A 15159-nucleotide genomic window follows, 5' to 3' on the forward strand; every position below is an offset into this window, starting at 1 on the left:
ATCCCCCTTACCAGGCGAGCGAGCGGTCGACGGCGTGCAGCACCCGGTCCAGGTCGGGGAGGTAGTGCTCCTCGAGCTTGGCCGGCGGGTACGGCGTGTCGAACCCGGTCACCCGGAGGACGGGGGCTTCCAGCGAGTAGAAGCACTCCTGCTGGACGCGCGCGGCGATCTCCGACGTCAGCGACGACTCGGACGGCGCCTCCGACAGCGCGATCAGCCGTCCGGTCTTGCGCACCGACTCGAACACCGGGCCGAGGTCCAGCGGCGAGAGCGTGCGCAGGTCGATGACCTCCAGCGAGTGGCCCTCGTCCTCGGCCGCGGCGGCCGCGTCGAGCGCGACCTTCACCGACGGGCCGTACGCGACGACCGTCGCCGTCGTGCCTTCGCGCACGACCTGCGAGGAGAACACCTGCGGCGCCGAGGCGTCCGTGTCGATCTCCGCGCGCAGCGCACCCGAGTGGTACAGCCGCTTCGGCTCGAAGAACAGCACCGGGTCGTCGGACTTGACCGCCTGCTGGATGCCCCAGTAGGCGTCGGCGGCGTTCGAGATCGACACGACCTTGAGGCCGGGGATGTGCGCGAACAGCGACTCCGGCGACTCCGAGTGGTGCTCGACCGCGCCGATCCCGCCGCCGAACGGCACGCGGATCACGACCGGCATCTTGATCTTGCCCTGCGTCCGGTAGTGCAGTTTCGCCAGCTGCGACGAGATCTGGTCGAAGCCGGGGAAGATGAAGCCCTCGAACTGGATTTCACACACCGGCCGGAACCCGCGCACGGCCAGGCCGACCGCGGTGCCGATGATGCCGGACTCCGCGAGCGGCGTGTCCAGCACGCGCTGCTCGCCGAAGTCCTTCTGCAGGCCGTCGGTGATCCGGAAGACGCCGCCGAGCTTGCCGACGTCCTCGCCCATGATCAGGACCTTCGGGTCCTCTTCCATCGCGCGGCGCAGGCCGAGGTTGAGCGCCTTGCCGATGGTGAGTTTCTGGATGTCGCTCATCAGTGCTCACCCGCCGATACGAAGCCGTCGAGGTAGGACAGGAACTCTTCGCGCTGCGCCTCCAACACGGGATTACCCTCGGCGTAGACGTTCGAAAAGATCCGGTCCGGCGGCGGCTCCGGCATGTTGAACGTGTACTCGCGCAGGTCGGCGGCGAACGCGTCGGCGTCGGCCTGGACGCTGTCGAAGTACGCCTGGTCGGCGTAGCCACCGCGGGCGAGGAACGCGCGGACGCGCTCGATCGGGTCCTTGAGCTTCCACTCCTCCAGCTCGTCGGAGAGCCGGTAGCGGGTGGGGTCGTCGGTCGTCGTGTGCGCGTCCATCCGGTAGGTGAACGCCTCGATCAGGACGGGCCCGTTGCCGTGGCGGCACTCGTCGAGCGCCCAGCGGGACACCGCGAGGCAGGCGAGGACGTCATTGCCGTCGACGCGGATGCCGGGGAAGCCGTAGCCGCGGGCGCGCTGGTACAGCGGCAGGCGCGACTGGCGCTCGGTCGGCTCGGAGATCGCCCACTGGTTGTTCTGGCAGAAGAAGACGAGCGGCGCGTCGTAGACGGCGGCCCAGACGAATCCTTCGTGGACGTCGCCCTGCGAGGTCGCGCCGTCACCGAAGTAGCAGATCGTCGCTTCGCCGTCGTCGTCGCCGACCTTGCCCTCGAACTTCTGGCCCATCGCGTAGCCGGCGGCGTTGAGCACCTGGTTGCCGATCACGATGGTGTACGGGTGGAAGCCGTGGCGCTGGTAGTCCCAGCCGCTGTGGTCGGTGCACCGGAAGATGCCCAGCAGGTCCTTCATGTCGACCCCGCGCGCGTACGCGACGCCGTGCTCGCGGTAGCTGGGGAACGCCATGTCGTTAGGCTTCAGGGCGCGGCCCGAGCCGATCTGCGCGGCTTCCTGGCCGAGCAGCGGGACCCAGATGCCGAGCTGGCCCTGGCGCTGCATGGCGTTCGCTTCGCGGTCGGCCCGCCGCACCAGCACCATGTCGCGGTACAACCCGCGCAGCGCTTCGGCGTCGATGTCCTCGACGTACTTGTCGAACTGGGGCGAGGGGACCCGTTCGCCCTCGGGGGTGAGCAGCTGAGTCAGCTCAGCGCCACCTTCGCTGGTTGCTCGCAATCCGGCGATCACCTGTTCGGGGGAGGGCTGGGCCGCGACCGCGGCCGGGCCGTCTCCAGGCTCCGGGTGCGTCCACTGTTCGGACGGCATGCGCTGTACTCCTTGGTGTCGGTGCCTCTGGCGGCCGCTTGTGGCGACCACAGCGACTGCACCGGCGGGGACCAGCGCATCGGGTCTCCGAAGCGCTCAGTCACCGTCGGCGTTGACGGTTCACGCGGACATCCTGGCACGAAGGCCCGCGCTTTGGTGAGTCACGGATGCTGATTTGTTGCTGAGAAAGGGGCCCTGAACAGGGGAAACGTTAGGAAGCCCGAGCATCGGACCTGCGAGGGTCGGTCGCCGGTCGCAGCGCTCACCAGGGTCGTGAGTGTTCAGGGCGGTTAGAACCGCCCTGAACACTCACGACGGGTAGGCGACCTTGTGATGTGACGCACGCCGTCGGCTGCGTGGCACGATGGGCTCGTGGAGCAGAAATCCGTCCGTGAATCCGTCGTTTCCGCCTGGATCAACGACGTCACCCCGAGTTTGTCCGGTTTGGTGGCGATCCCCGCCCTGTCGCCGGCCTTCGACGCCGAGTGGGCGAAGAGCGGCCACCTCGACGCCGCCGTCGACCACGTCCGCGAGTGGATCGCCGGGCGCGAGCTGCCCGGCGCGACCCTCGAAGTCGTGCGGCTCGAAGGCCGGACCCCCTTGCTGCTCGTCGACGTCCCGGCGACCCCGGGCGCGGCGGACAAGGGCACCGTTCTGATGTACGGCCACCTCGACAAGCAGCCCCCGGTCGGCGGCTGGTCCGAAGGCCTCGGCCCGTGGACCCCGGTGATCCGCGACGGCCGCCTCTACGGCCGCGGGTCCGTCGACGACGGCTACTCCGGCTACGCGGCGACGACGGCGATCGAAGCCGTCCACGCGGCCGGCGGCGAGCACGCCCGCGTCGTGCTGCTGCTGGAGACCGGCGAAGAGTCCGGCAGCCCCGACCTGCCCGCCTACGTCGAGCACCTGGCCGACCGCATCGGCGACGTCTCGCTGGTGGTCTGCCTCGACGCCGGCGGCAGCGACTACGAACGGTTGTGGCTGGTCACGAGCCTGCGCGGGATGCTGCACCTCGACGTCACGGTGCAGCTGCTCGGCTCGGCGCAGCACTCCGGCGTCGCGTCCGGCGTCGTCGCCAGCTCGTTCCGGATCCTGCGGCACCTGATCGAACGGCTCGAGGACAGCGCGACCGGCGAACTGCTGCTGGACGAGCTGAAGGTCGACGTCCCGGCGGACCGGCTGGCCGAGCTAGAGGCCGTCTCGCAGGACTTCCCCGAGGCGCTCTCGAAGGCGTTCCCGCTGGTCGAAGGCGGGCGCGTGATGACGGAAGACGCGCTGGAGCTGATGCTCAACAACGCGTGGCGCCCGACGCTGTCGGTGATCGGCGCCGACGGCTTCCCGAAGCCCGCCGACGCCGGGAACGTCCTGCGCGAGAGCACGACGTTGACGCTGAGCTTCCGCCTCCCGCCGACGGCCGACGCCGAGAAGGCGCTCGAAGCCGTGAAGAAGGCGCTGACCACCGACGTCCCGTACGGCGCGAAGGTCACCCTCGGCGCGCCGCAGGCGGAGAACGGCTGGAACGCGCCGACCGAGGCGCCGTGGCTGACGACGGCCCTGCGCACGGTCAGCGACGAGGTGTTCGGCCGCCCGCACCGCGCGACCGGCATGGGCGGCTCGATCCCGTTCATGGGCCTGCTCTCGCGGAAGTACCCGGAGGCGCAGTTCCTGGTCACCGGCGCGGTCGGGCCCGACTCGAACATCCACGTGCCGGACGAGTGGCTGCACCTGGACTACGCGCAGCAGGTCACCGAGGCCGTCGCGCACATCCTGGACGCGCACGCCCGCGGCTGACCCGCCTGGGCTGAAGGGGACTTTCCTGGCATCGGATGCGAGGAAAGTCCCCTTCAGCGCGTCTGGTGAGATGAACGTCCCCTTCAGCCGCAGGCCTCCCGGAACGCCGTCGCGGCCGCGTCGAGGCAGGCCGGGAAGTCCTGGGCGCCGCCGGAGTCGATCCACCGGTCGAAGGCGTTGCCGAAGATGTTCGTGGCGGCCTGCGCGGCCGGTTTTGCCAGCTCGGGCGCGGTGCCCCGGCGTTCGAGTCCCTCGCGGATCGCCGTCGTGATCCCGGCCGCCTTGCTGCGTTCGCGTTCGCGGAGTTCGGCGCTCGAAGCGATCACGGCCCGGCGTTCGGGCGACGGGTCGACGAGCCGCGTGATGCGCGTGCCGATGTCCGTGAGCGCGACGAGGGCCGTGCGCAGCGGAGAACCGGCGTCATCGGCGTTGGCGAGGGCTTCGGCGACGGCGGCGGGAAGCTGCTCGGAACCGGCGAAGAGGACTTCGCGCTTGTCGGGGAAGTAGCGGAAGTACGAGCGGCGGGTGATCCCGGCGCGCTCGGCGATCTGCGTCACGGTGACGGCGTCGTACCCGTGCTCGGCGTACAGCTCCAGCGCGGCTTTGCGCAGCCGGTCCGCGGTTCCGGGATCCCATCTGGCCACGGTCCCAGCCTACTTGGCGATGTCTCAGTGTGTCGTCACGTGCTAGCGTCAGTGATGACACACTGAGACATCACTGGAGGAAGGCATGGAGATCTGGGTGCTGGGCGCGCTGGGCCGGACGGGTCGCGGGATCACGGCCGAGCTGGTGGCCCGGGGGTTGCCGGTCGTCCTGGTCGGCCGCGACCGCGAACGCCTCGCGGCGACCGGCACGAAGTACGTCGTCGCGGACGGCGTCGAGGCGATAGCGGCCGAGATCCACCGCGGGCGCCCGGCGGTGGTCGTCAACACGATCGGCTCGTACGCCACGACGGCGGCGACGATCGCGCGGGCGTGCCTGCCGGGCGGGCACTATGTCGACTTGGCGGCAGACCTGGTCGCCGTCCCGCGGCTGCTGGACCTGCACGAAGAGGCGCTGGCGGGAGGAAGCACGTTCGTGACCGGGGCGGGGTTCGGCGTCCTGGCGACGGAGGCGGTGGTGGCCAGGCTGTGCGAAGGCCGTCCGACGCCTCGTGAGGTGCGGGTCGACGCGCTGTCGTCGGTTGCCATCGAGGAAGGACGGGCGGGGATGGCGTTGGCGGCGAGCATCATCGACGTCCTGACCACGGGCGGCCGCCGCTACGAGGGCGGCCGCCTGGTCCCCGCGCGGCTCGGCGCGGACTCGCGGACGCTGACCCTCCCCGACGGCGAGACAGCGAAGTCCGCGGGCGTGCCCTCGGGTGAGCTGGTGGCTGCTCAGCGGGCGAGCGGCGCACCGTCCGTCGTGGTGAATTCGGGACTCGCGCCCACCTCACCCGTGGTCCGGGCGGTCCTGCCCCTACTCGGGAAGGTGCTGTCGGTCCCGGCCATCCGCTGTTTCGCGATCCAGCGGCTGGCGGGAGTCCGGGCGAAGGCGGCCCCGCGCCCACGCACGCACTCGTGGGGCCACGCGGTCGTCACCTGGCCGGACGGAACGACACGGGAGGGCTGGCTGCGCGCGGGCGACGGCATGGACTTCACCAACGCGGTCGCGGCCGAGACTGCGGCGCGCTTGGCCCGCGGCGAGGGCAAGCCCGGGGCGTACACCCCCGCGGCCGCCCTCGGCGTGGAGGTCGCAGAGGCGGCGGGTGGGACTTTCGTGTTCTGAAGAACGGTGGGATTGCCCCGATCGAGTAAACGTAATACGCTGTAATACGTTCTCGCGTGGAAGGCGAACTGTACGACGGCATCCCGCTGGAACGCCTGCCGTTCGAGGAGGTGCACGTACCCGATCCGCTGCACCTCCGGCGGTCACTGCGTTACCCGGGCGCACTGGACATCGAGCCGGAGCACGCGGTGGAGGCCGTGTTCGATCCTCGTCGGCTGATCGGCCGCGACCCTTCGTCGCGGACGGGTGAGTCGATCCGGGTGGTCGGTCACTCGACCGGCATGGGGCGACACGGCAGGTGTATCGAGGACTGCGGGAGGTGCGGTGATGACGGACAAGGAACTGCTCGGCCGGATCGCGGAGGCTGCCGAAGCCGATCCGGACGCCGAAGTCGATTGGGTGCCGCACCGGGAGCCGTCGAAGAGCCCGACCGCGGTCTACAGCGTGCGGATCCCGGTCGATCGCATCGAGGAGCTGCGACGGCTCGCCGCCGACCGTGGCGTGCAACCGACCGCCTTGATCCGGACCTGGGTGCTCGCCCAGCTCGACGCGGCGCGGGCCGGGGACGAGCGGGCGCAGCAGTGGGAGAACGACGTCCGCGCGACGATCGACCACCTCCGGGCCCTGCTCGACGAGCGGAGCGGCGTTCCCCACGCGAGCTGATGCTCAGGCCAGCCGGGTCAGGTGAACCGAGACGTCCAATGTGGACTGCCCACCCCCGGTGAAGATCCCCTTCAACGGCGCGACATCGGCATAATCCCGCCCCATCGCCACCCAAACGTGCCGCGGCCCGACGGGGATCGCGTTCGTCGGGTCGTAAGCCCACCACCCGCCGGTCCAGACGTCGACCCAAGCGTGGGACTCGCCCTCGACCACCTCGCCGAGCTTCGCGTCCGGCTTGGTGTGCAGATACCCGGACACGTACCGCGCAGGAACACCGATCGCACGCAGCATCACCAGCGTCACGTGCGCGAAGTCCTGGCAAACGCCTTCGCGCGCCTTCCACGCATCAGTCGCCGTGGAATGAACGCCGGTGGTCCCCGGCTGGTACTTGAGCTGCTGGTGCACCCACTCGCACACGGCCAGCACCGCGTCCGCCGGGTCGAGCCCGCGCCGCAACGAGCGGGCCTCGCGCGCCAACGTGACGTCGCGCGGTGTGTACGGCGTCGGCGTCAGGTACTCCGTGCGGTGGTCGATGACTGTCTCGGACCGCAAGTCCTTCCACGACGCCGTGCGGATCGGCTCGGCCTCGTCCGCCGTCTCGACCACCGACGTCGCCAAGACCGTGAACTCCGTGTGCGGTGCGTGGAGGTCGAACGACGTCACCACCGTGCCCCAGTAGTCCGTGTACCGGTACGCGCGGGTCGCCGGGGTCGTCTCGATGCGTGTTGCCACCGTCGTCTGGCGGCGGTCCGAACGCGGGGTCAGGCGCGCCTCGTTGTACGACTGCGTCGCCGGTGTCGCGTACCGGTACCCCGTGCGGTGGGCCACCCGCAGCTGCCACGTCACAGCGAAACCTCCGCACCGCTCCACGCCACCCACGGCGACGTGCTGAAGTACTGCACCGACACCGCTTCGCCGATCTCCTTGATCGTCGTCTGCAACGCGCCGAGCCGCCGCGGCAGGTCGGTCAGCAGGTCCGCCGGGCGCAGGAACTCCAGCTCGCTGCGGGCGCGGCCGAGCTGGCGCAGGGCCTCCGACTTCTCGTTGCTGCGCGAGCCGCCGCCCGGGTCGAGCCGTTGCAGGCACTCCTCCGCCTGGCGCAGCGCGTGGAACACCGACCGCGGGAACAGCGTGTCCCGCAACAGGAACTGCACGACGCGCCCGGCGTCCAGCGCGCCCCGATACGTCCGCAGGTAGGTGTCCTGCGCGCCGGCCGAGCGCAGCACCGTGATCCAGCCCGGCGACGACGCGCGGTCCGCGACCCGCGAAAGGAGCAGCCGCACCACCATGTCCGCGCGTTCGATCGAGCGGCCCAGCACCATGAACAGCCAGCCGTCGTCGCGCGACATCGTCGAGTCGGCCAACCCCGCGAACATCGCCGCGCGCTCCTCCACAAAGGACAGGAACGCGTGCGGGCCCGCGCGCCGCGCGTACCGCTGGCGGTCGGGCACCGCGTTCCACGTCGCGTTCAGGCATTCCCACAGCTCGGTCGAGACGACTTCGCGCGCACCCCGCGTGTTTTCGCGCGCCGAGTTGATCGAGCCGACGATCGAAGCCGGGTTGTCCTTCGCGTACGCCACCAGCTCCGTCAGCTTCCAGACGTCGAGCGCCTCCCCGTCGGGGGTGTCGATGCCCAGGACCGCCAGCAGCTGGCGGCTCGCGTGGTCCGGGTCGACCGTCGCGTCCTCCAGCAGCTGGTGGACCGAGACGTTGAGGATGCGGGAGGTGTCGTCGGCGCGTTCGACGTACCGGCCGATCCAGTACAGCGACTCCGCGTTGCGTGCCAGCATTCGAACCTCCCTAGTTCTGCTGTTGCTGCTGTTGCTGCTGCGACGTCGACAGCTCGGGTCCCTGCTCGGCGACCATGCCGTCCACAGTGGACATCGCGCCGAGCGCGGGCTGCTCCAGCTCGCGTTCGACGGTGGACGCCCGCGACGCGAGCACCCACGTGTCCTTCGACCCGCCGCCCTGCGACGAGTTCACGACCAGGCTGCCCTCCGGCAGCGCCACCCGCGTCAGCCCGCCGGGCAGCACGAAGATCTCCTTGCCGTCGTTGACCGCGAAGGGTCGCAGGTCGACGTGCCGCGGCGCGAGCCGGTCGTCCACCTTGGCCGGCACCGTCGACAGCTGGACCACCGGCTGCGCGATCCAGCCGCGCCGGTTCGCGCGCACCTTGCGCCGCAGCGTGTCGAGCTCCTTCTTCGACGCCTCGGGCCCGAAGACGATCCCGTAGCCGCCGGAACCCTCGACCGGCTTCACGACGAGCTCGTCGAGGTGCGCCATGACGTGGTCGAACTCGTCCGGCAGCCAGCACCGGAAGGTGTCGACGTTGGGCAGCAGCGGCTTCTCGTTCAGGTAGTACTTCACCATCTCGGGTACGTAGGTGTAGACGAGCTTGTCGTCGCCGACGCCGTTGCCGATGGCGTTCGCGACGACGACGTTGCCCGCGCGCGCCGCGTTGAGCACCCCGGCGACGCCGAGCACGGAGTCCGGCCGGTAGTGCACGGGATCGAGGAACTCGTCGTCGATGCGCCGGTAGATGACGTCGACCTGGCGCTCGCCCTCGGTCGTGCGCAGGTAGACGACGTTGTCGCGGCAGAACATGTCCCGGCCCTCGACCAGCTCCACGCCCATCAGCCGGGCCAGCAGCGAGTGCTCGAAGTACGCCGAGTTGTAGACGCCCGGCGTGAGCACGACGACCATCGGGTCGGCGACGTTCGCCGCGGCCGCCGCGCGCAGGGCACGCAGCAGGTGCGACGCGTAGTCGCCGACCGGGCGCACCCGGTGCTGGGCGAACAGGTCCGGGAACACCCGCGCCATCGTGCGCCGGTTCTCCATCACGTACGACACCCCGGACGGGTTGCGGAGGTTGTCCTCCAGCACCCGGAACGTCCCCTCCTCGTCGCGCACCAGGTCCACCCCGGACACGTGGATGCGCACGCCGTTCGGCGGGTTGATGCCGAACGCCTCCCGCTGGAAGTGCTCGCACGAGGTGATCAGCCGGCGCGGCAGCACGCCGTCGCGCAGGATCTGCCGGTCGCCGTAGATGTCGGCGAGGAACGCCTCGAGCGCCCGGACGCGCTGGGCCACGCCGCGCTCGAGCTTCGTCCACTCGGCCGCCTGGATCACCCGCGGCACCAGGTCCAGCGGGAACGGCCGCTCCTGCCCGGACAGCGAGAACGTGATCCCCTGGTCGACCATCGCCCGGTCCAGCGCCTGCGACCGCGAGTTCAGGTCGTGCGCGTCGAGCGCGGCGATCGACTCGTACAGCGCCCGGTACGGGCCGCGGACCGTGCCGTCGGCGGCGAACATCTCGTCGTAGGCGCCGGCGTGCGGCCGCTCCGGCGAGAGGTACCCCTCGAACCGGGCACCCGGCCGCGTGATCCGGCGGGTCGTCGCCTTCCGCGCACGTCGACCGGACGGGGGCAGCCGGGGCGGGGTCGCGTTCATGGTCGACATCCTTACTCACGCTCGTCACCTGACGCGATACCCGCCGTGCCGACGCGCGCCGAGCTAAACATCGCCGTAACTTCACGGTGCTGTGCTTTGGTATGGATGAGTGGCAATATGCGTGCTCTCACGAACTGAGAACTACGAGGAGTGACGACGTGGCCCGAGGAACCCAGCTCAAGGCGCTCGCCCTGCTGCCGGCGTTTGCCCTGGTCGGCCTGACCGTGGCCTGTGGTGCGGGAGGAAGTGGCGCGGGCGACGTCGCCCCCAGCAGCTCGGCCGCGCCGGGCGCTGGATCGGGTGACGTGGGCACGGTCGCCAAGGACGACGCGCTCGCCGCGCTGGTGCCGGCCGACGTCAAGGCCGACGGCAAGATCGCGGTCGGCCAGGACCAGAGCTACCCGCCGAACGAGTTCGTCGACGGCGGCAAGCCCGCCGGGTTCGACGTCGACCTCGGCACCGCCATCGGCCAGGTGCTCGGCCTGCAGATGGACTTCCAGAACGCCGCCTTCGACGGCATCATCCCCGGCATCGGCGCCAAGAAGTACGAGCTGGCGATGTCGTCGTTCAGCATCAACGCCGAGCGCCTGCAGTCGGTCGACATGATCTCCTACTACAGCGCGGGCACCTCGCTGGCCGTGCTGAAGGGCAACCCGGACGGCCTGAAGGTCGACGACCTGTGCGGCAAGAAGGTCGCCGTGCAGAAGGGCACCACCCAGGTCGAGGACCTCGACAAGAAGAACGCCGCCTGCACCAGCGCGGGCAAGCCCGCCATCGAGGTCACCCAGCTGCAGGCCCAGACCGACGTCAACCTGGCCCTCACCGCCAAGCGCGTGCAGGGCGAGCTGGCCGACTCCCCGGTCATCGACTACGCGGTCAAGCAGACCAACGGGCAGCTGGAATCGGTCGGCGCGCCCTACGACACGGCGCCGTACGGCATCGTGCTGCCGAAGAACAGCGGTGACTACGGCAAGGCGATCCAGGGCGCGATCCAGAAGCTGATCGACAGCGGCGCGTACAAGAAGATCCTGGACAAGTGGGGCCTGAACGCCGCCGGCGCGGTCACCAAGTCGGAGATCAACCCGGCTTCCTGAGGCTAAGGACGTAGTTCGTGAGTTCCTCCGAAGCGCCTCCGACCGAGGCGCCGATCGACGCCGAGCGCATCAAGGCCGTCCCGGTGCGCCACTACGGGCGCTGGGTCGCCGGCGTGATCATCCTGTTCCTGGCGTTCATCGTGATCCGCAGCGTGATCACGAACGACGCCCTGCAGTGGCCGGTCGTCGGGGACTACCTCTTCGACGCCCGGGTGCTGCGCGGCCTGCAGAACACCCTGATCCTGACCGTGATCGCGATGCTGATCGGCATCGTCGGCGGGATCCTGCTGGCCGTGATGCGGCTGTCGCCCAACCCGCTGACCTCGGGCGCGGCGGCCATCTACATCTGGCTGTTCCGCGGCACGCCGCTGATCACGCAGCTGGTGATCTGGAACTTCCTGGCGCTGGCCTACCCGCGCCTCGGCCTGGGCATCCCGTTCGGGCCGGAGTTCGTCAGCTGGGACACCAACCAGCTGATCACGCAGTTCACCGCGTCGCTGCTGGGCCTCGGCCTCAACGAAGCCGCGTACATGGCCGAGATCGTCCGGGGTGGCATCCAGTCGGTCGACTCCGGCCAGCTGGAGGCGGCGAGCGCGCTCGGCATGAGCCGGACGAAGACCCTGCGGCGGATCATCCTGCCGCAGGCGATGCGGGTGATCATCCCGCCGACCGGCAACGAGACCATCTCCATGCTGAAGACGACGTCGCTGGTCGTGGCCATCGGGTACTACGAGCTGATGGTCGCCGTGCAGACCATCTACGCGCAGAACTACAAGACCGTGCCGCTGCTCATCACGGCCGCGGCCTGGTACCTGTTCATGACCTCGGTGCTGACCCTGGTCCAGATCCAGATCGAGAAGCGCTTCTCGCGCGGGACGTCGCGGGACGTGGTCCAGCGGCAGGGCTGGGCGTCGCGGATGTTCAGCCGGGGTGGAGGGAACGTCACATGACCCCCGTGGTGTCCGCGCAGAAGATCTGCAAGAGCTTCGGCAGCGTCGACGTCCTCAAGGGCATCGACCTCGAGGTGCACGAGCGGGAGGTGCTCTGCCTGATCGGGCCGTCCGGCTCGGGCAAGTCGACCCTCCTGCGCTGCATCAACCACCTCGAGAAGATCGACGCCGGCCGGCTCTACGTCGACGGCGTGCTCGTCGGCTACAAGGAGCGCGGCGACAAGCTGCACGAGCTGCGCGAGAAGGAGGTCGCGTTCCAGCGCAAGGACATCGGCATGGTGTTCCAGCGGTTCAACCTGTTCCCGCACATGACCGCGCTGGAAAACGTGATGGAGGCGCCGATCCAGGTCCGCCGCGAGCCGAAGGCCCAGGTGCGCCAGCGCGCGCTCGAGCTGCTGGACCGCGTCGGCCTCGGCGACAAGGCGAAGAACTACCCGGCGCAGCTGTCCGGCGGGCAGCAGCAGCGCGTCGCCATCGCGCGGGCGCTGGCGATGAAACCGAAGCTGATGCTGTTCGACGAGCCGACGTCCGCGCTGGACCCGGAGCTCGTCGGCGACGTGCTGGGCGTGATGAAGCAGCTCGCGAAGGACGGCATGACGATGGTCGTCGTCACGCACGAGATGCAGTTCGCGCGCGAAGTGGCGGACAAGGTCCTGTTCATGGACGGCGGCGTCGTCGTCGAAGAAGGGCCGCCCGACCAGGTCATCGGGAATCCGCGGGAAGACCGCACGAAATCGTTCCTCGCCCGGGTTCTCAACCCGAACGCCTGACGAAATCCGTTCGCGTTCGCTAGTTTGAAGGAGGGAGAGGGAGGGGCAGTCCGTGACGACCGAAAGCGCGCTGCCACCCCTCGACCCCTTCGCGGGCATCCCCGACCGCCACTACGAAGTCAAGGCGTCCGACCTGCTGAAACCCGGCGACGGCGGATTGCTGCGCTGGCGCCGGCAGGCCACGAACGCCCCGATCGTCTACGTCGAGGACGCCTACATCACCGGGACGCTGGACCTGCGGGCCGCGGACCTCAAGTACCTCTTCCGGTTCGAGCGGTGCCGGTTCGAGCAGCCGCCGGACGTGCGCGAGGCGAACCTGCTGGGGCTCGTCTTCCGCAAGTGCTGGCTGCCCGGGCTCAAGGCCCGCAACATGCGCAGCCGCAACGACGTCCGGCTGATCCGCAGCGTCGTCCAGGTCGACGGCGCCGACCGCGAGATCGAGGAGACGACCGTCCAGCGCGGCGACGACCGCGAACGCGGGATGCCGAACGCCGCGGTCAACCTGACCGACGCGGTGATCGAGGGATCGATGGTGCTCACGCGCACGGTGATCTCGCACCCGCACGGCAAGGCGATCCAGGCGGACCGGCTCGTGCTGACCGGCGCGTTGCTGGCGTACCGGATGGTCGCGAACGGCGAAGTCCGGCTGCCCGGGCTGCGGACCGGCGGTAACGTCAACTTCTCCGGCGCCACGCTGAACAACCCGGACGGCTTCGCGCTGAACGGCAACGGCCTGCACATCGGCGGCAGCCTGCTCTGCGAAGTCGACAACTACGGCCCGGCCAGCCAGCGCAAACGCTTCTCCGCCACCGGGATCATGTACCTGCCGAGTGCGTCGGTGGACAGCGACATCAGCCTTCGCGAGGCGAAGCTGACGGTCTCGCAGCAGGGTCCGATCGCGATCGACGCGTGGAAGTCGAACGACCCGTACATCGACCCGCGGCCCGCGCTGGTCGCCGACCGGATGCGCGTCGACGGGAACGTCGAGCTGTCCGACGGCCTCCAGGCGCTGGGCACGTTGCGCATGGTCAACGCGCGAATCGGCGGCTCACTGCGCTTGGCCGGCGCGGAGTTGCGGGTCGAGCGTGGCAAGTCCCAGCCGTACTACGACCGCGCGCTGCACCTGGACGGAACCGAGGTGGGCGGCGACATCGAGGCGACGAGCCTGCGCGTCCCGGCGGGCCAGCTGCGCCTGGCGGATGTGACGGTGGGCGGCAACTTCCTGGCGTGGAACTCGATGTTCCGCCACCCCGGCCGCGACGTGTTCTCGGCGCGGCGGTCGAAGATCGCGGGCAACTTCCAGCTGACGGACGCGACGATCCACGGCACGCTGCGCCTGCAGGGCGTGGAGGTCGGCGGCAGCATCAACCTGGCCGGAACGCGCCTCACGGACCCGGGCCGCCGCACGACGAGCAGTTTTTCGCTCGACGTCCGCACGGGCCGGGTCGGCCGGGACTTGACGTTGCGCGACAACAACGGCCGCCCGTTCGTCGCGGAGGGCGGCGTCAACCTCGACGGCGCTCAGGTCGCCCGGCGCGTGGACCTGCGTGGGTCGCAGCTGGGCTCGTTGCCCCCGTTCGTGGTGGCGCTCGACGCGGGCGACGTCGCGGCGGACGAGTTCACGCTGACACCGAGCGTCCCCCCGGCGGGCCGCGTGGTGCTGCGCCGGGCGCACTGCGGAACGCTGACCGACAACGAAGCGTTCTGGGCGGCGTCCGAAGGCATCGAGCTGGAGGACTTCCGCTACGACGCACTGGGCAAGGGCATCCCCCTCGACGACGACAAAGCGCTGGATCATCGAATAGAACTGCTGCGCAAGGCGATGCGCGGCTACCGGCCAGGCCCGTACGACCAGCTGGCGCACATGCTGCGCGCGGCGGGAAACGAAGAGCACGCGTCGACGGTGGCGTTGCGCAAACAGCAGTTCCGCTACGAGGCGCTGGCCCGCGGGTTCAAGTTCTTCGGCCCCGGAGTGCGGCTGTGGAGCTGGCTGCAGCGGTCGATGGTCGGCTACGGGTACCGCCCGGTGCGAGCGTTGGGCTGGCTGTTCACGCTGCTGGTGCTGGGCAGCCTGTGGTTCGGCCTGGGCTCGGACGACTGCGTCAACGACAAGACGGGCCGCTACATCGCGAGCGGGCCGAGGTGCGTGGTGAACCAGCAGGACACGGGGCTGCAGTGGAACCCGGTGATCTACACGGCGGACCTGCTGGTCCCGATCGTCGACTTCGGCAACAAGTCGCGCTGGTACATGCATGGCCCGGACAACTGGGTAGCGGCGGGCTTCACGGCATCGGGCTGGATCCTGGCGACAACGGTGGCGGCGGGCGTCAGCCGCATGCTGCGGCGGGAGAGCTAAGGACTTATCGCGCTTTCTAGCGCTGATGCAATACAGCCCCAGATCCGCCTATTGCCCCGGCCGGACTCCCCAGCCAGCCCCCTCCCTTCCCGGGGGGCGTCCCCAGTCCAGTC

General features: G+C 69.8%; 13 protein-coding genes. 7 read left to right on the forward strand and 6 right to left on the reverse strand.

All coding sequences use genetic code 11. The features are described from left to right. Nucleotides 1-7 precede the first annotated feature (7 nt). On the reverse strand, nt 8-1000 hold the full coding sequence (locus tag QP939_RS14385; protein WP_285457255.1) for an alpha-ketoacid dehydrogenase subunit beta: 993 nt from the start codon (nt 998-1000) through the stop codon (nt 8-10). Beyond that, the gene (gene pdhA / locus QP939_RS14390; protein WP_285457256.1) at nt 1000-2205 is read right to left on the reverse strand and encodes a pyruvate dehydrogenase (acetyl-transferring) E1 component subunit alpha; all 1206 of its coding nucleotides are present in this window, start codon (nt 2203-2205) and stop codon (nt 1000-1002) included. The genes QP939_RS14385 and pdhA overlap by 1 nt, the downstream gene beginning before the upstream one ends. A 372-nt stretch (nt 2206-2577) precedes the next feature. Between pdhA and QP939_RS14395 the strand changes: the two genes are divergently transcribed. Beyond that, nucleotides 2578-3996, forward strand: a complete 1419-nt coding sequence (locus QP939_RS14395) for a M20/M25/M40 family metallo-hydrolase (protein ID WP_285457257.1) — start codon at nt 2578-2580, stop codon at nt 3994-3996. A gap of 83 nt (nt 3997-4079) precedes the next feature. On the opposite strand, the gene QP939_RS14400 is transcribed toward QP939_RS14395, so the two are convergent. After that, entirely contained in the window at nt 4080-4640 is a 561-nt protein-coding gene (locus QP939_RS14400; RefSeq protein WP_285457258.1) for a TetR/AcrR family transcriptional regulator, read from the reverse strand. 85 nt (nt 4641-4725) lie between these two features. Here QP939_RS14400 and QP939_RS14405 point away from each other — a divergent pair, with 85 nt between their 5' ends. Then, a complete protein-coding gene (locus QP939_RS14405) occupies nt 4726-5763 on the forward strand; it encodes a saccharopine dehydrogenase family protein (RefSeq protein ID WP_285457259.1) in 1038 nt (345 codons plus the stop codon). 327 nt (nt 5764-6090) lie between these two features. Beyond that, the gene (locus QP939_RS14410) at nt 6091-6426 is read left to right on the forward strand and encodes a hypothetical protein (protein ID WP_285457260.1); all 336 of its coding nucleotides are present in this window, start codon (nt 6091-6093) and stop codon (nt 6424-6426) included. A gap of 3 nt (nt 6427-6429) precedes the next feature. On the opposite strand, the gene QP939_RS14415 is transcribed toward QP939_RS14410, so the two are convergent. Genes QP939_RS14415 through QP939_RS14425 form a run of 3 tightly spaced genes read right to left on the reverse strand, consistent with a single transcriptional unit; the run spans nt 6430 to nt 9885 of the window. After that, on the reverse strand, nt 6430-7272 hold the full coding sequence (locus tag QP939_RS14415; protein ID WP_285457261.1) for a transglutaminase family protein: 843 nt from the start codon (nt 7270-7272) through the stop codon (nt 6430-6432). Then, complete coding sequence (locus QP939_RS14420) at nt 7269-8216, reverse strand: alpha-E domain-containing protein (RefSeq protein ID WP_285457262.1); 948 nt, start codon at nt 8214-8216, stop codon at nt 7269-7271. Before QP939_RS14420 ends, QP939_RS14415 begins: the two co-directional genes overlap by 4 nt. Nucleotides 8217-8226: 10 nt before the next feature. Further along, entirely contained in the window at nt 8227-9885 is a 1659-nt protein-coding gene (locus QP939_RS14425) for a circularly permuted type 2 ATP-grasp protein (RefSeq protein ID WP_285457263.1), read from the reverse strand. Between the two features lie 149 nt (nt 9886-10034). On the opposite strand from QP939_RS14425, the gene QP939_RS14430 reads away from it, so the two are divergent. The 4 genes from QP939_RS14430 to QP939_RS14445 are packed head-to-tail and all read left to right on the forward strand — an operon-like array spanning nt 10035 to nt 15046. Further along, complete coding sequence (locus QP939_RS14430; RefSeq protein WP_285457264.1) at nt 10035-10970, forward strand: ABC transporter substrate-binding protein; 936 nt, start codon at nt 10035-10037, stop codon at nt 10968-10970. Nucleotides 10971-10987: 17 nt separating this feature from the next. After that, on the forward strand, nt 10988-11920 hold the full coding sequence (locus QP939_RS14435; protein WP_285457265.1) for an amino acid ABC transporter permease: 933 nt from the start codon (nt 10988-10990) through the stop codon (nt 11918-11920). Beyond that, nucleotides 11917-12690: an amino acid ABC transporter ATP-binding protein gene (locus tag QP939_RS14440; RefSeq protein ID WP_285457266.1), complete on the forward strand. Its 774-nt coding sequence runs from the start codon at nt 11917-11919 to the stop codon at nt 12688-12690. The genes QP939_RS14435 and QP939_RS14440 overlap by 4 nt, the downstream gene beginning before the upstream one ends. A 52-nt stretch (nt 12691-12742) precedes the next feature. Next, entirely contained in the window at nt 12743-15046 is a 2304-nt protein-coding gene (locus tag QP939_RS14445) for an oxidoreductase (protein ID WP_285457267.1), read from the forward strand. The last annotated feature ends 113 nt before the right edge of the window (nt 15047-15159 follow it).

Source organism: Amycolatopsis nalaikhensis (assembly GCF_030264295.1).
Taxonomy (GTDB): Bacteria; Actinomycetota; Actinomycetes; order Mycobacteriales; family Pseudonocardiaceae; genus Amycolatopsis; species Amycolatopsis nalaikhensis.

Coding starts and splice junctions, on each gene's coding strand:
- QP939_RS14410 (WP_285457260.1), top strand. CDS start 6,091: ATGACGGACAAGGAACTGCTCGGCCGGATCGCGGAGGCTGCCGAAGCC.
- QP939_RS14385 (WP_285457255.1), bottom strand. CDS start 1,000: ATGAGCGACATCCAGAAACTCACCATCGGCAAGGCGCTCAACCTCGGC.
- QP939_RS14420 (WP_285457262.1), bottom strand. CDS start 8,216: ATGCTGGCACGCAACGCGGAGTCGCTGTACTGGATCGGCCGGTACGTC.
- QP939_RS14405 (WP_285457259.1), top strand. CDS start 4,726: ATGGAGATCTGGGTGCTGGGCGCGCTGGGCCGGACGGGTCGCGGGATC.
- QP939_RS14440 (WP_285457266.1), top strand. CDS start 11,917: ATGACCCCCGTGGTGTCCGCGCAGAAGATCTGCAAGAGCTTCGGCAGC.
- pdhA (WP_285457256.1), bottom strand. CDS start 2,205: ATGCCGTCCGAACAGTGGACGCACCCGGAGCCTGGAGACGGCCCGGCC.
- QP939_RS14425 (WP_285457263.1), bottom strand. CDS start 9,885: ATGTCGACCATGAACGCGACCCCGCCCCGGCTGCCCCCGTCCGGTCGA.